This window comes from Streptomyces sp. DF42 (assembly GCF_058267695.1).
On record NZ_CM177859.1, the window covers coordinates 1243560 to 1261930 of the forward strand.

At 72.2% G+C, this 18371-nt stretch carries 16 protein-coding genes and 1 pseudogene; 6 read left to right on the plus strand and 11 right to left on the minus strand.

Annotation, left to right across the window (positions count from 1 at the left end):
* From ACYUED_RS05725 to hypE, 5 genes are read left to right on the plus strand one after another with little or no spacing between them, the layout of a single operon-like run.
* Positions 1-771, plus strand: a complete 771-nt coding sequence (locus ACYUED_RS05725) for an NADH-quinone oxidoreductase subunit B family protein (RefSeq protein WP_491291228.1) — start codon at positions 1-3, stop codon at positions 769-771.
* Complete coding sequence (locus ACYUED_RS05730) at positions 768-2129, plus strand: Ni/Fe hydrogenase subunit alpha (RefSeq protein WP_491291229.1); 1362 nt, start codon at positions 768-770, stop codon at positions 2127-2129. Before ACYUED_RS05725 ends, ACYUED_RS05730 begins: the two co-directional genes overlap by 4 nt.
* Positions 2122-2742, plus strand: a complete 621-nt coding sequence (locus ACYUED_RS05735; protein WP_491291230.1) for a CBS domain-containing protein — start codon at positions 2122-2124, stop codon at positions 2740-2742. The genes ACYUED_RS05730 and ACYUED_RS05735 overlap by 8 nt, the downstream gene beginning before the upstream one ends.
* A gap of 16 nt (positions 2743-2758) precedes the next feature.
* Complete coding sequence (gene hypD / locus ACYUED_RS05740) at positions 2759-3862, plus strand: hydrogenase formation protein HypD (protein ID WP_491291231.1); 1104 nt, start codon at positions 2759-2761, stop codon at positions 3860-3862.
* A complete protein-coding gene (hypE, locus tag ACYUED_RS05745; protein WP_491291232.1) occupies positions 3859-4893 on the plus strand; it encodes a hydrogenase expression/formation protein HypE in 1035 nt (344 codons plus the stop codon). Before hypD ends, hypE begins: the two co-directional genes overlap by 4 nt.
* A 59-nt stretch (positions 4894-4952) precedes the next feature.
* Here hypE and ACYUED_RS05750 read toward each other — a convergent pair whose 3' ends face one another.
* The 7 genes from ACYUED_RS05750 to ACYUED_RS05780 all read right to left on the minus strand — a co-directional run bounded on the left by ACYUED_RS05750 (position 4953) and on the right by ACYUED_RS05780 (position 12594).
* Positions 4953-5075 (minus strand): hypothetical protein, encoded by a 123-nt coding sequence (locus tag ACYUED_RS05750; RefSeq protein WP_491291233.1) that lies wholly within the window; start codon positions 5073-5075, stop codon positions 4953-4955.
* A gap of 366 nt (positions 5076-5441) precedes the next feature.
* Positions 5442-5645: a hypothetical protein gene (locus tag ACYUED_RS05755; protein ID WP_491291234.1), complete on the minus strand. Its 204-nt coding sequence runs from the start codon at positions 5643-5645 to the stop codon at positions 5442-5444.
* A gap of 38 nt (positions 5646-5683) precedes the next feature.
* Entirely contained in the window at positions 5684-6193 is a 510-nt protein-coding gene (locus ACYUED_RS05760) for a flavodoxin domain-containing protein (protein WP_491291235.1), read from the minus strand.
* A gap of 16 nt (positions 6194-6209) precedes the next feature.
* The gene (locus ACYUED_RS05765; protein ID WP_491291236.1) at positions 6210-6941 is read right to left on the minus strand and encodes a CBS domain-containing protein; all 732 of its coding nucleotides are present in this window, start codon (positions 6939-6941) and stop codon (positions 6210-6212) included.
* A 12-nt stretch (positions 6942-6953) separates the two neighbouring features.
* Entirely contained in the window at positions 6954-9647 is a 2694-nt protein-coding gene (locus ACYUED_RS05770) for a bifunctional acetate--CoA ligase family protein/GNAT family N-acetyltransferase (RefSeq protein ID WP_491291237.1), read from the minus strand.
* A 126-nt stretch (positions 9648-9773) separates the two neighbouring features.
* The gene (locus tag ACYUED_RS05775) at positions 9774-9935 is read right to left on the minus strand and encodes a hypothetical protein (RefSeq protein WP_491291238.1); all 162 of its coding nucleotides are present in this window, start codon (positions 9933-9935) and stop codon (positions 9774-9776) included.
* A 274-nt stretch (positions 9936-10209) separates the two neighbouring features.
* Entirely contained in the window at positions 10210-12594 is a 2385-nt protein-coding gene (locus ACYUED_RS05780; protein WP_491291239.1) for a phosphoketolase family protein, read from the minus strand.
* 73 nt (positions 12595-12667) lie between these two features.
* Here ACYUED_RS05780 and ACYUED_RS05785 point away from each other — a divergent pair.
* Positions 12668-12864 (plus strand): annotated as a pseudogene (locus ACYUED_RS05785) (polyphosphate kinase 2); the annotation flags it as partial.
* Between the two features lie 76 nt (positions 12865-12940).
* Here ACYUED_RS05785 and ACYUED_RS05790 read toward each other — a convergent pair.
* The 4 genes from ACYUED_RS05790 to ACYUED_RS05805 form a co-directional block, all read right to left on the minus strand.
* Positions 12941-13813 carry a universal stress protein gene (locus tag ACYUED_RS05790; RefSeq protein ID WP_491291240.1) on the minus strand — a complete coding sequence of 291 codons (873 nt, stop codon included), beginning with the start codon at positions 13811-13813 and terminating at the stop codon, positions 12941-12943.
* Positions 13814-13818: 5 nt separating this feature from the next.
* A complete protein-coding gene (gene adhP, locus ACYUED_RS05795) occupies positions 13819-14841 on the minus strand; it encodes an alcohol dehydrogenase AdhP (RefSeq protein WP_491291241.1) in 1023 nt (340 codons plus the stop codon).
* A 25-nt stretch (positions 14842-14866) separates the two neighbouring features.
* On the minus strand, positions 14867-15808 hold the full coding sequence (locus tag ACYUED_RS05800) for a universal stress protein (protein ID WP_491291242.1): 942 nt from the start codon (positions 15806-15808) through the stop codon (positions 14867-14869).
* 732 nt (positions 15809-16540) lie between these two features.
* Positions 16541-18268, minus strand: a complete 1728-nt coding sequence (locus tag ACYUED_RS05805) for a GAF domain-containing sensor histidine kinase (protein WP_491291243.1) — start codon at positions 18266-18268, stop codon at positions 16541-16543.
* Positions 18269-18371: the final 103 nt, after the last annotated feature.

Here is an 18371-nt window from a genome sequence, read left to right on the forward strand (position 1 = left end):
ATGGCCGCCCCCACGAAGACCACCCCCACGCTCGCGGTGTTCAAGCTGGCCTCCTGCGACGGCTGTCAGCTGACCCTGCTGGACTGCGAGGACGAACTCCTGGCGCTGGCGGGCGAGGTGGACATCTCGCACTTCCTGGAGGCGTCCAGCGCGGTGGCACCCGGCCCGTACGACCTGTCCCTGGTCGAGGGCTCGGTCACCACGGCCCAGGACGCCGAGCGGATCCGGGCCATCCGCGCCGCCTCGCGTCACCTGGTGACCATCGGTGCGTGCGCCACGGCCGGCGGCATCCAGGCCCTCAGGAACTACGCGGACGTCGACGAGTTCCGGCGCACGGTCTACGCACACCCCGAGTACATCTCCACGCTCGCCACCTCCACCCCCGTATCGGCTCATGTGGACGTCGACTTCGAGCTGCGCGGCTGCCCCATCGACCGCCGGCAGCTCATCGAGGTGATCTCCGCGTTTCTCGCCGGCCGCAAGCCGGACGTGCCGAACCACAGCGTGTGCTTCGAGTGCAAGCGGCGCGGCACGGTCTGCGTGACGGTCGCCCACGGCACCCCCTGCCTCGGCCCGGTCACGCACGCCGGGTGCGGGGCGCTGTGTCCGGCGTACCAGCGGGGCTGCTTCGGCTGCTTCGGCCCGTCCGGGTCGGTGAACCTGCCCGCGCTGATCCCGCTGCTGCGCCGCGACGGCATGGACGAGGACGCCGTCGGCCGGTTCCTGCACACCTTCAACGCCGCCGCCTTCGACAAGGAGTTGGACCAGTGACGCACCGCGGATCCCGTGTCCTGCACGTCGGCTCGCTGTCCCGGGTCGAGGGCGAGGGCGCGCTGCGTCTGCACGTCCACGACGGCACGGTCACCGACGCACGGCTGGAGATCTACGAACCGCCGCGCTTCTTCGAGGCGTTCCTGCGCGGGCGCGCGCACACCGAACCGCCGGACATCACGGCGCGGGTGTGCGGGATCTGCCCGGTGGCGTACCAGATGAGCGCGTGCGCGGCGATCGAGGACGCGTGCGGGGTGACGGTCGACCCGGTGATCCGGGACCTGCGTCGGCTGCTGTACTGCGGGGAGTGGATCGAGAGCCAGGTCCTGCACATCTACCTGTTGCACGCCCCGGACTTCCTGGGCCGCGCGAGCGCGATCGAGCTGGCCCGCACCCACCATGCCGAGGTCGAGCGGGGGCTCAGGCTGAAGAAGGCCGGCAACGCCCTGATGGAGGTTCTGGGCGGGCGTGCCGTGCACCCCGTGAACGTACGGCTGGGCGGCTTTCACCGAGCGCCGACGCGGGCCGAACTGCGGCCGCTCGCCGAGCAGTTGAAGCAGGGCCTGGACGACGCGTGGGAGACCGTGCGCTGGGTGGCCGGCTTCGAGTTCCCCGATGCCCGCGTCGAGGCCGACCTGCTGGCGCTGGCCGCCCCGGACACGTACGCCATCGAGAGCGGCACCCCGACGGTGCTGCGCGCGGACGGCAGCACCGCCTCCTTCCCGGTGCGGGAGTTCACCGAGCACGTCGCCGAGACCCATGTGGAGCACTCCACCGCGCTGCACTCCCGGCTCGACGGGCGGCCGCACCTCACCGGCTCCCTCGCCCGCTTCGCCATCGGCGGCGCACGGCTGTCGCCGGTCGCGCTGCAGGCGGCCGTGGAGGCGGGACTGGGCGATCCGCGGGAGGGTGCCGTGTGCCGCAATCCGTTCCGGTCGATCCTGGTGCGGGCGGTGGAGACGGTGTACGCCGTCGCGGAGGCGCTGCGGATCATCGACGGCTACGAGCCGCCCGCGCGCCCGTACACCGAGGTACCGCCGGTCGCGGGGGTCGGCCACGGCGCCACCGAGGCGCCCCGTGGGCTGCTCTACCACCGCTACGAGCTCGACGCCGACGGCCTCGTGACCAGTGCCCTGCTGGTGCCGCCGACGGCACAGAACCAGGGCGCGATCGAGGACGACCTGCGGCGGCTGGCCCAGCGTGCGATCGGCGAACACGAGCCGGACGACGCCGAGTTGACGGCCCTGTGCGAGCGGGCGATCCGCAACCACGACCCGTGCATCTCGTGCTCCACCCACTTCCTCGACCTGACGGTCGTCCGTACCTCGTCAGACACCCCGGGAGGCTGCTATGCCTGAAACTCCGTACAGCGTGAGCCACGTGATGACGCACACCGTCGTCGCCGTCGGCAGCGAGGCGCCCTTCAAGGAGATCGTCGAGCTGCTCGATCAGTGGAAGGTCAGCGCCCTGCCGGTCCTGGCGGGCGAGGGCCGGGTCGTGGGAGTGGTCTCCGAGGCGGACCTGCTGGCCAAGGAGGAGTTCCGGGACACCGAGGAGGGCGATCCGGCCGCTCGGCGGAAGGCCGACGCGGTGACCGCGGGCGAGCTGATGAGCGCCCCGGCCGTGACCGTGCACGCCGACGCCTCGCTGGCCGAGGCCGCCCGCATCATGGCCCGCCGGCACGTCAAGCGACTGCCCGTCGTGGACGGCGTGGGTCTGCTGCAGGGCGTGGTCAGCCGCAGCGACCTGCTCAAGGTCTTCCTCCGTGACGACGAGGAGATCGCCCAGGACATCCGGCACAGCGTCCTGGGGCAGCTCCCGGTCATGAATCCCCTGACGGTGGGTGTGACCGAGGGCGTGGTCACCCTGGGCGGTTCGCTGCCCGACCGGATGCTCGTGCCCGTGGTGGCGCGGGCGGTGCGGGCGGTGGAGGGCGTCGTGGACGTCCGGCTCGACCTCACGCACCGATGACGTACCCGGACGCCCGATGAAGTACCTGGACGAGTACCGCGATCCCGTCCTCGCCCGGCGGCTGCTGGACGAGCTGCGGCGGACCGCCACGCGGCCCTGGCGGATCATGGAGGTGTGCGGCGGCCAGACCCACACCCTGGTCCGCCAGGGCATCGACGAGCTGCTGCCCGCCGGGATGCGGATGATCCACGGCCCCGGCTGCCCGGTCTGCGTGACCCCGCTGGAGACCCTGGACCGGACCATGGCCATCGCCGCCCGGCCCGGCGTGATCCTCACGAGCTTCGGCGACATGCTGCGCGTGCCCGGCACCGACGCCGACCTGCTGTCGCTGCGGGCTCGGGGCGCGGACGTACGCGTGGTCTACGCCCCGATGGACGCGGTACGCCTGGCCGCCGACCACCCCGACCGGGAGGTGGTCTTCCTCGCCGTCGGCTTCGAGACGACCGCACCGGCCAACGCGACGGCCGTGCTGCACGCGGCCCGCCTCGGCCTGTCGAACTTCTCGATGCTGGTCAGCCACGTCCTCGTACCGCCCGCCATGACGGCCCTGCTCGACGACCCCGACTGCGAGGTGCAGGCGTTCCTGGCGGCCGGGCACGTGTGCGCGGTGATGGGCTGGACCGAGTACGAGCCGATCGCCGCCCGCTACGAGGTCCCCCTCGTGGTCACCGGCTTCGAACCGCTGGACCTGCTGGAGGGCATCCTGATGGCGGTACGGCAGCTGGAGGAGGGCCGGTCCGAGGTGGAGAACCAGTACGTACGGGCCGTGCGCCGCTCGGGCAACACCGACGCCCAGGACGCCGTCCGCAAGGTCTTCAGGGTCACCGACCGGGCCTGGCGCGGCATCGGCACGCTGCCCGACAGCGGACTCGAACTGGCCGAGGAGTACCGCGAGTTCGACGCGTCCCGCCGATTCGACGTGGACGGGTTGTGTCCCGTCGAGGACGCGGAGTGCATCGCGGGCGCCATCCTCACCGGAGCCAAGGTGCCCACCGACTGCGCCGCGTACGGCACCCGTTGCACACCCCGTCACCCCCTGGGCGCGCCGATGGTGTCGTCCGAGGGCACCTGCGCCGCCTTCCACGCGGCCGGACGCACCGCCACGAGGAGCACGGCATGAGCATCCAATGCCCCACCCCCCACCACGAGGACGACGTCGTCCTGCTGGGCCACGGCGCCGGCGGGCGCCTGACCGCGGAGCTGCTCGACCGGCTGATCCTGCCCGCCCTCGGTGGCGCGGCGGGCCCGCTGGAGGACGCGGCGCTGCTGCCGGGGTACCGGGAGCTGGTGGTCAGTACCGACAGCTTCGTGGTCAGTCCGCTCTTCTTCCCCGGCGGGGACATCGGTTCCCTCGCCGTCCACGGCACGGTCAACGACCTCGCCATGCGTGGCGCCCGGCCGCTCGCGCTCTCCGTCTCCCTCATCATCGAGGAGGGCCTGCCGCTGGCCGAACTCCGCTCCGTCCTGGACTCGTTGGGCAAGGCGGCGCAGGATGTCGGCGTGCCCCTGGTCACCGGTGACACCAAGGTCGTGGGGCGTGGCGCCGCCGACAGGCTCTTCATCAACACCACCGGTGTCGGGCAGCGGCACGGCCCGCTGCATCCGTCCGCCGCGCTGGCCCGCCCCGGGGACGCGGTGCTGCTCTCCGCGCCGATCGGACTGCACGGCACGACCGTGCTGAGCACCCGTGAGGGCCTTGGATTCGAGAGCGACATCGCCTCGGACACGCGGCCGCTGCACCGGCTGGTGCGCACCCTGGCGCCGCTGGGTGCGGCCGTCCATGTGCTGCGTGACCCGACCCGGGGCGGGCTGGCCGCCGCCCTCAACGAGATCGCCCGTGACTCGTCCGTCGCCGTGGAGATCGAGGAGAGCGCCGTCCCCGTGCCCGAGGCGGTGGCCTCAGCCTGTGATCTGCTCGGCCTGGACCCGCTGGTCGTCGCCAACGAGGGCTGTCTGGTCGCGTTCGTCGACGCCGGCGCGGCCGAGGGGACGCTGGCCGCCCTGCGGTCGCTGCCCGAGGGAGCGCAGGCGGTGCGGATCGGTGAAGTGCTGTCGCAGGGGCCGCGGGGGCGGGTCACCCTGCGGACTCTGGTGGGCGCCCGACGCATCGTGGAGATGCCGCTGGGTGAGCAACTCCCCCGTATCTGCTGAAGGGTCCGCCGAAGAGCTGAAGGCCGGGCGGGTCGGTTCGGGCGGCTGCCCGGCCCGGGTCAGCCGGCCTTCCGGCCGAGTTCGAGGATCCGTCGCCGGCCGTCCTGGTCGAGCCTGGTCGAGTCGCCGCTGATCAGCGATGCCGTCGGCACCCCGGTGCGGGTCTGGGGCAGCGCCGACACGTTCGAGGGTTCCCGCCGAAGGTCACCGAGCACGACCGGGCGCACCGCCGCCGACGTCTGTCGGGGCGACGTCGGGCACGCGTACCCGCGGCACCTTCGACGTGACCTCCCCCTACAAGGCCGCCCGCACAGGGCCGGGCCTGCTTACTGCGTACGTCGTGTCACCGGCGGACGGCCGTCCCGTGACCGTCGACACCGTGCCGCTGACCGTGAACCGCTGACACCGGCCGACGCCACGATGACCCCGGCGCGTACATCACGCCGGAGTCATCCCTTGCGCCGGGATCATCCATTGCGGCCGTTGCGGACCGGTCGGCCTCGCTCCTGCCTGCTCCTTCTCCTCGCGTGCTCCTTCTCCCCGGCGATCTACGCCTTGACGGCGGGTGGAGGGTGACTGCGGCCCAGGCGCCGAGCCGACAGGACCAGGGCGACGACGGCCGGGATCACCATAAGGACCAGCGGCAGGCCCACCACCGAGGCGGTCGGCCCGATACGGAAGAACACCAGGATCGCGGCGATGAGGTACAGCAACGCCTCGGCCGTGACCGTGGGGATCTGACGGATGTTCATGATGCTCTTCCCTCCGGGAGGTTGAGCCATGGATGTGGTCAGCTCTTCTCCCGCTCCTCGATCAGTTCGCCGGCCACCCGCGCCGCCCACGCCTCGATCGCGGGGAAGTCGCGGAAGTCGCCGCCCTTTCCGTTGCGCACGATCATCCGGGCGATGCGTCCCTTGGCGCCCTCCTGCAGGCAGCCGCCGAAGGTGACATGTCCCCGTGCGTCGAGCCGGGTCATGGCGCGGCGCACGCCGGTCACGGGCGGGATGTCCCTCTCGGACGCCGAGGGGTCCAGCGGTCCGCTGCTGAAGAACCACAGCGGGCGTACGGCGAGTTGGCGGCGGTTGCGGCGCACGAACCGGCGGGCATCCTTGTGCCAGCGTCCCGCGTACAGCCCGCCGCCGACCACGACCGCGTCGTAGTGCGTCACGTCGTCGACGGACGAGGCCGGGAGTGCCTCGGCGGTGAGCCCTTCCTTGGACATCACCTCGGCCACGGCCTCGGCGATCTGCGCGGTGGATCCGTTCGTCGTCCCGTAGGCGACCAGCACAGTCCCGGGCATGACGTTCCGCCTCCTCTCACATCCTGCGCAGCCAGTCGTCGGCCACGCCGTGCAGGGCCTGCTCCTGGGGCTGGATCCTGGCGTCGTCCAGCCGGAAGGTGAGCTCGTCGACCACGGCGACGACTCCGTCGATCTGCCGGGTCATGGAGAGGGCGATCTCCTTCTCGCTCTTGCGTTCCATGAGGCCGGTGAGCGTGACCACACCTTCGGTCACCGCGACGTCGATGCCGCGCGGCGGCAGCCACAGCGCCCGCACCAGGACCTCCTCGATGACCTCGGTGCGGATGTCCGCGTCGGGCCGCAGGAAGACCTGCAGCAGATCACGGCGGGTGACGATGCCGACGAGCCGGTCCGCCTCGTCAAGGACGGGCAGCCGCTCGATGCGGTGCTGGGCCATGGTCCGGGCGGCCTCGATGATCGTGTCGTCGGCGTGCACCGTGACGGGCGGTTCGGTCATCAGCTGTCCGGCGGTGCGCGCCCTCGACTTCGCGGCCTGCTTCCTGGCGCTCGGCATCAGGCCGGCCGGCCGGAAGCGCTTCTTCGGCTCGTAGGGATCGGACACGTCCGCCTGACGGATCATCAGGTCTGTCTCGGAGATGACACCGATGACCTTGTCGTCCTCGTCGACCACCGGCAGTCCGCTGATGTGGTGCTCGCCGAGCCGACGCGCCACCTCCTTGAACGCGGTGCCGTACTCGGCACGGACGACCTCCGTGGCCATCACGGAACCGACCTTGTTGTGCTTCATGACGTTCCCTCCTCAGCGCAGTCGGCGAAGATACGGATCCTGGGACCTGCGCGGCACCAGGCGCACCCGTGCGTCCAGCACGGCCACCCGGCCCGGTGTCGCGAGTACGGGGTTGAAGTCGGCCTCGGCGAGTTGCGGCAGGTCGCCCGCCAGGCGGGAGAGCCGCAGCAGCAGTTGCTCGAGGCCCGGCAGATCGACGGGCCCGTTGCCCTGCGCCCCGAACAGCAGGGGCGCACAGCGCGGGGTCGTGATCAGGTCGTGCACGTCGTGATCGGTGAGCGGGGCGAGGCGGGCGGCGTGGTCGGCGAGCACCTCGGTGGCGGTGCCGCCGAGACCGAACAGCACGAGCGGTCCGAAGACCTGGTCCTGCACCACGCCGGCGAACAGCTCGGTGCCCCGGTCGGCGAGCGGCTGCAGCACCACGCCCGTCAGCAGGCCGGCGAAGCGGGTCTCCAGGTCCCGGAATGCGGCGCGCACCTGGGATTCACCCCGCAGGTCGAGGTGGACGGCGTGCTCGGTGGTCTTGTGCAGCAGCCCCGGCCAGTGCCCCTTCATCACCACGCGACCGTCGGCGCCGCGCAGCCGCTCGGCGGCCAGGACGGCGTCGTCCTCGGTGTCGGCCCAGGCCCATGGCAGCTGGGGGATGCCGTAGCTGTCGAGGAGTTCGGCGCAGGCGCGTGGCTCGAGCCAGCCTCCGTCGGGATGAGCCCCGAGGAAGGAGTCGACGACGCGGTGGGCCCGGGCGGGGTCCGTGCCGGCGAGGTCGGGGACCGTGCCGGCGGGACGGGCCAGCCAGGCCTCGCGGTGCACGGCGTGGGCCAACGCCCTTGCCGCAGCCTGGGGTTCGGCGTACGAGGGGACCGTGCCTCCGTCGGTCATGGGCAGCAGCTCCACGGGCGTCGCCTGTTCCAGCCGTACGGCGACGACCGGCTTCGGCCGGGGTCCGGACACCCGGGTCACGGCCCGGACGAGGTCGTCACCGGTGGCGGCGGCGACCGCGGTGGGGACGAGGGCGACCAGGACGGCGTCAGCGCCTCCCTGGCACATGATCCGGTCGACGCACTCGCCGAGCTGGTCCTCCGTCACGGCCGCCGTGGCATCGACGGGGTTGCCGACGGCGGCGCCGTCCGGCAGCAGAGCGAGCAGGTCGTCGATCAGTTCCGGAGTGGGCGCAGGGAGGGCGAGTCCTGCTTCGGCACATGCGTCGGCGGCCAGGACGCCGGCGCCGCCGGCGTTGGTGACGATGACGATGCGGGACCCGGTCGGCAGGGGCTGGGAGTGCAGCAGCGCGGCGGCCTCGAGGAGTTCGCCCACGGAGTGGGTGGCGGTGATGCCCGCCTGGGTGAAAAGGGCAGTGCGGGTCATGGTTCGGGTCGCGGCCGCGGCGGTGTGCGAGGCGGCGGCGCGCCGGCCCGCGTCGGTGCGGCCGGCGTCGACGGTGAGCACCGGCATGCGGCGCGCCACGCGGCGGGCGGTGCGGGAGAACGCGCGCGGGTTGCCGAACGACTCAAGGTGCAGCAGGGCGAGGTCGGTGCGACGGTCGCTCTCCCACCACTGGAGCATGTCGTTGCCGCTGACGTCGTACTTGTCACCCAGCGACGCGAACGTGGACACGCCGATACCCAGCCGCGACAGCCCGTCCAGCAGGGCGATGCCGACCCCGCCGGACTGCACCGCGACACCGGCCGTGCCGGGGCGGGGGTGGCCGGCGGCGAAGGTGGCGTCCAGACGCAGGGCCGGATCGGTGTTGGACACGCCCAGGCAGTTCGGCCCGACCAGCCGCATGCCGTACGTGCGGCAGGCGGCCAGCAGCGCCTGCGCCTGGTCCGCGTCGAGTCCGGCGGTGATCACGAGCAGGGAGCGCACGCCCGCCTTCCCGCACTCTTCGGCCGCCTGCGCCACACCCGCGGCGGGCACGGCGACCACCGCGAGGTCGGGGGTCACGGGCAGGGCGCTGATCGAAGGATGGGAGGGCACGCCGAGGATGGACGTCGCGGCGGCGTTCACAGCGAACACCCGCCGGGTGTAGCCGCCGGCCTTCAGGTGGTGCAGGATCGCCCGGCCCACCGAGCCCGGCTTGCGCCCGGCGCCGACGACAGCGACCACCTTCGGCCGCAGCAGCGGCTCGAGGCTGACCACGTCGGCGGCCCGGCCACGCTCCTCCACCGCCGAGAGGTAGGTGTCGTCCTCGGCGAGTCGGATGGTGCAGCGCACCTCGGGTCCCTCGAAGCGGCGGGCCAGGTGCAGGCCGAGGTCGGCGAAGAGACGGAGCACCTCGCGGTTCTCGCTGAGCGCGTCGGCGATGAAGGCCGTGACGCCCTCGGCGCGGGCCGCGGAGACCAGGTGCTCGACGAGAAGCGTGCCGACCCCGCGGTGGTGCAGCCCGTCGGCGACCGCGATGGAGATGTCGGCCTCGGTGCCGGTGCCGCCGGTGCCGTACTCGGCGAGACCGATCACCTGGGCCGACCGTTCGGCCAGCAGGGCCCGGTATCCGGGGCGTGGTGCGGCGCAGGCCCGGTCGGCGGCCATCTCGGCCGAGCGCCGGCTCATGCCGAAGAACCTCAGCCGGAGGTTCTCCGGGGACATCTCCTCGTACAGCCCCTGCAGTTGCTCGTGGTCGCCGGCCGTTACCGGACGGATGCACACGGTGGTGCCGTCCGCGAGCAGGGCATGGACCAGGGGGCCACTGGGCTTGTCGTCCGTCATCGCGGATCTCCTCCAGGTGTCTGTTCACTTCGAGCGTCCAGCGAAACGGGCCGATACCCCATGGGCTGACCGTCGGTGACATGGGGCCGGTCGGCCCTCGGTGTCAGCACGGTGCTCGGGGAGGGCTCAGGTGAAGCCGCAGGCGGGGCACTGCCGCACTACCGTGCGTTTCGCCGTGCGGCCCTGCCGGTGGACGACAGTCCCCGCGACGCGCATGACCGGCTCGGCGAGCAGCACGGTGGCCGCCGTGCCCAGGCACACCGCCCACTGGGTGACGTCGAGCGGCACGGTGCCGAGGACACCGCGGGCCCAGGGCGGGCGGACCGGTGATGCCGCCGGACCTCCCGCCGGCGGACCGGGACGACGCGCAGCCCGCCTACCCGTGGGCCGGCGACGCAGGGGCCTCACGCAGCCTGTGTGCGATCCGGTCCGCGTCGGGCGGCGCCACTGCTTCACCCGCGAACGGCAGGTAGCCGTACGGTGGTTGGTCCCCGCCGTGGACAGGGAGCAGGGACCCGAGCAGGAGCGCCTCGCGGGCGGCACGTGGGCCCTTACGGTCCCCTCAGCCGTTCCAGGTCCAGTCCGCGACCTCCGGAAGATCGGTCCCGTGGACGCGGATCCAGTCGTGGTGGCGCCGGCGTGTGTCCTCCATGCGCTGGCGCACGGCCGCGGCGCGTACCGCCAGACCGGGCACCCGGTCGATGACGTCCATGACCAGCCGGTAGCGGTCCAGGTCGTTGCGGACGACCATGTCGAACGGCGTGGTCGTGGTGCCGGACTCCTTGTAGCCGCGCACGTGCAGATTGGGGTGGCCGGTGCGCCGGTAGGCGAGGCGGTGGATCAGCCACGGATAGCCGTGGTAGGCGAAGATCACCGGCTTGTCCTTCGTGAACAGGCCGTCGTACTCGAAGTCGCTCATCCCGTGCGGGTGTTCCTCGCGCGGCATCAGCCGGGCCATGTCGACGACGTTGACCACGCGCACCGCGAGATCGGGCAGGTGCCGGCGCAGCAGCTGGGCGGCGGCCAGCACCTCCTGGGTGGGCACGTCCCCCGCGCAGGCGAGGACGACGTCCGGCTCGCCGCCGTTCTCGGTGCCCGCCCACTCCCAGATCCCGGCTCCGCGCGCGCAGTGGGCGCGGGCCTGGTCCATCGACAGCCAGTCGAAGCAGGGCTGCTTGCCGGCCACGATCACGTTGACGTAGTCGCGGCTGCGCAGCGCGTGGTCCGCGACCGACAGCAGGGTGTTGGCGTCCGGCGGCAGGTAGACCCGGACGACCTCGGGGCTCTTGTTGAGGACATGGTCGACGAAGCCGGGGTCCTGGTGGGAGAAGCCGTTGTGGTCCTGACGCCACACATGCGAGGTCAGCAGGTAGTTGAGGGAGGCGATGGGGGCGCGCCACGGCAACTGCCGCGATGTCTTCAGCCACTTGATGTGCTGGTTGACCATCGAGTCGACGATGTGCACGAAGGCCTCGTAGCAGGAGAACAGCCCGTGCCGTCCGGTCAGCAGATAGCCCTCCAGCCAGCCCTGACAGGTGTGTTCGGAAAGGATCTCCATCACCCGGCCGTGCCGGTCGAGGTGCTCGTCGACCGGGAGGTGCTGGGCCTGCCAGGCCTTGCCGCTGGCGTCGAAGACGGCCTGCAGCCGGTTGGAGGCGGTCTCGTCCGGGCCCACGACGCGGAAGTCGCGGCGGGCCGAGGTGTCCTCCATGACCTTCTCGAGGAGGTCGCCGAGGATCCGGGTGGGCTCGTGGAGGGTCGTGCCCGGCTTGTCCACGGGCACGGCGAACCGGTCGAGGGACGGGACCGGCAGGTCGCGCACGAGCAGACCGCCGTTGGCATGCGGGGTGGCTCCCAGACGGCGAGTGCCCTCGGGCACGCAGGCGAGCACGTCGGCGACCGGTCGGCCGTCGGCGTCGAACAGCTCGTCGGGGCGGTACGAGCGCAGCCACCGCTCCAGCTGCCGCAGATGCTCCGGGTTCTCGCGCACGCCGGCCAGCGGGACCTGATGGGCGCGCCAGGTGCCCTCGACCGGCACCCCGTCGACCTCAGCGGGGCCGGTCCAGCCCTTGGGGGTGCGCAGCACGATGACGGGCCAGTGCGAGCGCTCCGCCACGTCGTCCTCGCGGGCCGACTGCTGCAGCAGGGCGATGCGGTCCAGCGCGGTGTCCATCGCCTCCGCCATCGCGCGGTGCACGGTGGCCGGGTCGTCGCCGCAGACGTGGATGGGCGAGTGTCCGTAGCCGCGCAGCAGCTCATCGAGCTCGGACTCGGGCAGGCGGGCCAGCACGGTCGGGTTGGCGATCTTGTAGCCGTTGAGGTGGAGGATCGGCAGGACGGCGCCGTCGTGGACCGGGTCGAGGAACTTGTTGGAGTGCCAGGACGCGGCCAGCGGTCCGGTCTCCGCTTCGCCGTCCCCGACCACACAGGCGACCAGCAGGTTCGGGTTGTCGAGGGCCGCTCCGTAGGCGTGCGAGAGGGAGTAACCCAGTTCACCGCCTTCGTGGATCGAGCCGGGGGTCTCCGGCGCCACATGGCTGGGCACCCCTCCGGGGAAGGAGAACTGGCGGAACAGCCGATCCATCCCCGCCGCGTCCCGGCCCACATCCGGATACGTCTTGCTGTAGGTGCCCTCCAGCCAGGAGTTGGCCAGCACGGAGGGGCCGCCGTGGCCGGGCCCCCAGATGCACAGCGCGTCCAGACCGCGGGCCTTGATGACGCGGTTGAGGTGGGTGTACACGAGGTTCAGGCCGGGCGAGGTGCCCCAGTGGCCGAGCAGCCGCGGCTTGATGTGCTCCGGCAGCAGAGGTTCGCGCAGCAGCGGGTTGGCCATGAGGTAGATCTGTCCGGCGGCAAGGTAGTTGGCGGCACGCCAGTGCAGATCCAGGGTGCGCAGTTCGTCGTCGGTCAGTACGGTGCTGCTGCTCTGGTGTTCGACCTTGGACATCAGGGACTCCGGAAGTCATCGACGTGGGCCAGCGGGCGGTGGAGGCGGTACGGCCGGCAACAAGGCGGCGCAGCTGCCACGCAAGAAGTACGAGAATGAACTGCTGTGCCTGCAGACGGAGTTGGCGACTGCAGGAGTGTGTGCGCGAAGGGCGTCCGTCTCCTCGTCGTCCTCAAGGGACGGGCCGCGGAGGGCAAGGGCGGCACCGTCAAGCGGGCGGCGGAGCATCTCAACGCGTGCGTGGCGCGGATCGCGGCACTCCCCAAGCCGGCTGTCTGCGCCCGCCCCGTGATCTGCAGGCCTACGTGCCTGACCACGCGGTGAGCCTGTAAGCCGGCCACCGCGCTCACACCCGCTGAGGTACGACGGCGACCGGGCAGGCGGAGTGGTGCAGTACCGCGTGGGCGATCCGGCCGAGCTGCAGCCCGAAGTGCCCCTCGCGGCGTTTGGCCCCGACGACCAGGAGGTCGGCCTCGTGCGAGGCGTCCACCAGCACCCTGCGGGCGTGGCCCTCGACGATGCGGCGCTGTATGTCGGCCTCCGCCGGGACGTCGTGCAGCGCTCCCTCCAGCGCCGCGACGGCCCGCTCCTCGTGCAGCCGGGCGGGTTCCCCGGCCATGAGCGGATGGTCGGTGGTCTCGTGCGCGGGGCACCGCCAGGCCCGTATGACCTCCAGGGGCACCCCGCGGCGGCGTGCCTCGTCGAGGGCGAAGCGCACCGCGCGCGACTCCTTCGCGTCCTCACCGACACCCAGGACGACACGTCCGTGGGTGCCTGGCACCGCCTGCTTGTCGTGGCTGCCCCGCAGCACGATCACCGGGCAGTCGGCCTGGGCGGCCACGGTCAGGCTGACGGAGCCGAGCACGAACTCGGCGATTCCGCTGCGGCCACGGCTGCCGACCACCAGTGTCGAGGCCTGCCGTCCCTCGTGCACCAGAGCATGTTCGGGCTCCTCCGGCAGCACCACGGGGGTCACCTTCAGATCCGGATGGCGAGCGTGCGCCCGCCGGGCGGCACTGTCGACGACGTCCTCCGCGAGCACCTCCTCGGACGGCTTTTCGAGGTCCTCCGAGACCGCACCGCCCTCGTAGCGCTCCCAGAGCGAGGCGTACACCACCCGTAGCGGCACCCCGTGCAGGACGGCCTCGTCGGCCGCCCAGTCGACGGCGCGCAGGCTGGGCTCGGAACCGTCCACGCCCACGACCAGCGGAAGATCCATCGTCCTCACCCTTCCGTGCCGAAGTCGAACACGATGCGGGCCTTGACCTGGCCTCGCAGTACCTCGTCGATGGCCTCGTTGACGGCTTCGAGCGGACGCGTCTCGTGGATGACCCTGGTGCGGCCCGCCGCGTGCAGCTGGAAGACCTCCGCGAGGTCCTGCCGGGTGCCGACGATGGAACCGATCACCGAGGTGCCGTTCAGGACGGTGTCGAAGATGGGGACCTGGATGGTGCCGTGCGCCGGCAGTGCCACCATCACAAGCTTGCCGCCGCGCCGCAAGCCGGAGTTGACGGCGGTGAACGCGGCCTCGTTCACCGCCAGGGCGATCGCGGCGTGGGCGCCGCCGTGCTGCTTGAGCACTTCGCCGACGTCCTGCTCGCGGGCGTCGATGACGAGGTCGGCGCCGAGTTCCTTTGCCAGTTCGAGCTTCTCGTCGGTGACGTCGATGGCCGCGACGGTCGCTCCGGCGATCTTCGCGTACTGCACCGCCAGATGGCCGAGCCCTCCGACTCCGGAGATCGCGACGAGCTGGGCCGGCCTGACGTCGGCGACCTTGAGCGCCTTGTACGTGGTGACGCCCGCGCAGGTCAGCGGGGCGGCCTCGACGGCGCTGACACCCTCGGGCACCGGCTGCGCGAAGTCGGCCCAGGCCAGCATCTTCTCGGCGTATGCGCCGTCGCAGCCGTACCCGGTGTTGATCTGCTGCTCGCACAGCGTCTCCCAGCCGGACAGGCAGTGCTCGCACCGCCCGCAGGCCCGGCCGAGCCACGGCACGGCGACCCGGTCCCCCACACTCAGGTGGGTGACGCCTTCGCCGAGCTTCTCGACGAGGCCCACACCTTCGTGGCCGGGGACGAACGGCGGGTTCGGCTTGACGGGCCAGTCGCCGTGGGCGGCGTGGATGTCGGTGTGGCACAGTCCGGAGGCCTCCAGGCGGATGCGGATCCGGCCCGGGCCGGGCTCGGGGCCCGGCCGCTCCTCGATGACCAGGGGCTCGCCGAAAGCTCGTACGACCGCTGCCTTCATGGGTTCCACTCCTAGGGGATCGGCGTCAGTTGTGGGCGACGACCGCGACGGGGGCGGCGGCGTGGTGCAGGACTGCGTGGGTGACGGGGCCCGTGTGGAAACCGGGGCCACGGCGGATACGACAGCCGACGACGACCAGCGAGGCTTCGCGGGAGGCGTCGCTCAGACGGGTGGCGGCGCTGCCGGCCCGGGACTCCTCCACCACGTCCACGTCCGGGTGCTTCCGGCGCCAGGGACGCAGGGCCGCGGCCAGGGCGGCGGCCTGCTGCCGGGCGATCTCGTCGTGGAACTCCGGGTCCACGGACAGGCCGTAGGTGTAGTACGGCGGCAGATTCCAGCCGTACAGGACACGCAGGACGGCGGAGCGCCGGAATGCCGCGTCGAAGGCGAATTCGATCACCGGGTCGTCCGGGTCGGCAGGGTCGAGGCCGAGCACGACGGGCCGGTATGCGGTGGCCGCCGACGGAATGCCCACCGGGTCCGGCTCGTGCTCGTCGGCGGCCTGTTCCCCGGCCCGGACGAGCACCACGGGGCGTCGGGCGTGCGCGAGGGCCAAGTGGCCGACGGAGCCGACCAGGAACCCGCCGACGCCGCTCAGTCCGCGGGAGCCGAGGACGAGCAGTTCGGAGTTCTCGGCCTCCTTGGCCAGCACGTCCGCGGGCGGGCCGCTCAGCTGCTCCACGGTCACCTGCACACCGGGGTGGCGCAGCCGGACACCCTCGGCGGTCTCGCGGGTGATACTCCGCCGGCCTTCGGCCGGGTGTACCCCCATCTCGCTTCGCCCGGTCCGGTGCTGCAGTGTCCCGGCGCCGACCAGCGAGGCCTGGGCCATGGGCTCCGGCACGGACTCCCACACGTGGACGATCCTCAACGGCAGGCCGCGCAGCTTCGCCTCGCGGGCTGCCCACTCCACCGCGGCGCGGCTTTCGGGCGAGCCGTCCAGGCCTGCCACAACGGTGCGCACCATGATTCTGCCTCCTGATCGGGGATCCGGTTCCAGCATCGGCTCGGGGGTGGTCGGTACTGCAGGGGCCGCAGGTCCCCGACTGGGGCCGACCGGCCCAACGCAGTCGTGCGGCAGCCGCGGTACGGAGTCCGCCACACTTCGTGTGCTGAGCACGAACGGCGACCGAGTGCTCCCACCCTCTCCGCGGCCGACAGCCGCCGCCCGATGCCGAAGGTCGGTCTCCTTGGGGCCCAACGGCCCTTTCCGCAGGTCCCGTTGGGCCGCCGAGGCGGCATCACCCGCGGCCGAGGGCATCGCGGTCGGTTCTTGAGGCGGACGGCGAGAGGAGACCATGTCCCACGCCTCGCGGTGACACGGTGCGGTATCCGGGGCCGCCACGGCGACCGGGTACCGACGCTCGTGGCCGCGCGGCGAGTTGCCGGCGGGCGTGACGGTCGCCGCCTGCCACGTGCCGCAGTTGACGGCCTACGGCAGCGTGGCCGGATCGGACCGGCACGGCCACCGGCTCGTCCTCAACTCCGAGGCGTCTCCAAGACGGCTGCCCGGCGGCCGGGCACGGCGCGGCGGCCGGCGAAGTCGCGGACAGGGGCGCGCCGGCCCTGCTTGCGGGGGGGGGGGGGACGGGAACGCTGCAACGCCGCTGCATGCCGTCCGACCTGCGTGGAACCCCTGTCTCACCGTCCAGGGCACGCGCCCGGGCGGACGCTTGTGACCACGAGGTGAGACAGGGCGCTATGCGTCGGGCAACGGTACGTGCCACACCAGCACGGTGCCGCCCGCCGACGCGCTGCCGAGCTCCAGCGCTCCGCCGAGCTGCTCGGCCCGTTCGGCCATGTTCCGCAGGCCGCTGCGGCGGCCGCCGGGCGGGATGCCCACGCCGTTGTCGGAGACCGTCAGCCGGATCTCCCGGCCGTCCGTCTCCAGGACCACGTCGGTGCGGTCGGCCGCGGCGTGCCGGGCGATGTTGGTCAGCGCCTCGGAGAGGACGGCCTCGACATGGGCGGCGACGTCCTGCGGCACGTTGGTGTCCAGCAGGCCTTCCATCCGCACGCTGGGTGCGAAGCCCAGCACCGGGGCCGCCTCACCGCCCACCCGCACCACGCGCGCCCGCAGCCCGGTTCCGGCGCCGCCCTCGCGCGCCCGCAGGCCGAAGATCGTCGACCTGATGATCTTGATGGTTTCGTCCAGGTCGTCGACCGCCCGTACCACCCGCTCGGCGGCCTCCTCGTGCTCGATGAACCGGCCGGCGCTCTGCAGTGTCATGCCAGTGGCGAACAGCCGCTGGATCGCCAGGTCGTGCAGGTCCCGGGCGATCCGGTCACGGTCCTTGAGCACCGCGATCTGCTCGGCGTCCTGTCGGCGCTCCGCCAGTTCCATCGCGATGGCGGCCTGCGCGGCGAAGGCCTGCAGGGGCTCGGTCTCCGTCTCCGTGAACATCGGCCGCCCGGCTTTGCGGGCCAGCAGGACCACGCCTCGTGGGCCCTCCTCGCCCGTGCCGATGGGCACGGCCACGGCGGGGCCGAGCCCATCGAAGCGCGGAGGCTCCAGTGAGATCCGCGCGTCGTGCCCGACATCCATGCTGGTGACCGGGGCGGCCTGGGAGAAGGCCAGGCCCATCAGACTCCTGTCCAGCGGCAGTACGAGGCCCCGATGTGCCTCGGCGTCCATGCCGACGGCGATCTCCACGGCGAGTGACCCGGTGTCCTCCATGGGCAGCGCGACCGCCGCGAGGGCCGAGTCGGCGATCTCGCCGGCTCGCTGGGCGATCAGTTCGAGGACCTCGGTGCGGGCGCTGCCGGACATCAGGCTGTGGGTGATCTCCGCGTTCGCCTGCAGCCACCGTTCGCGCAGCCGGGACTCCTCGTACAGGCGGGCGTTGTCGATCGCGACGCCGGCCGCCACGGCCAGGGTCGACAGCAGCGACTCGTCGTCCTCGTCGAACTGCGCCCCGTCCCGCTTCTCGGTCAGGTACAGGTTGCCGAAGACCTGGTCGCGCACCCTGATGGGGACGCCCAGGAAGGTGTTCATCGGCGGGTGGTGGGCCGGGAAGCCGTACGACGCCGGATGGTCGGAGAGTTTCACCAGCCGCAGCGGCTCGGGGTGGCGGATGAGCTCCCCGAGGATGCCGTGGCCCTCGGGGTACGGGCCGATGCGGGCGATCTCCTCCTCGGTGACGCCGATGGTGTGGAAGGCCGACAGCCGCTTCCCGTCGGGACCGATCACGCCGAGGGCGGCGTACCCCGCGTCGACCAGGGTGGCCGCGGCCTCCACGATGCTGTGCAGTGCCTGCTCCAGGTCGAGGTCCCGGCCGACCGAGAGCACCGCCTCCAGGAGGCTGTGCACCCGGTCGCGCGTGCCGCGGGCCGCGTCCAGGCGGGCCTGCAGCTCCTCCAGCAGCTCGTCCAGCCTCAGCTGCGGCAGCCGTACGCGCGCCTGCTGGGACTCCTCAGGGCTTCCCACCAGTGATCCTCCACGTCCCCTCGCCTTACCGACGGCCGATCACACTGGCCATCTGCCACGGTAACCGTCCGGAGCAGGGGGCGGTACGGGAATCGGGCGGGGT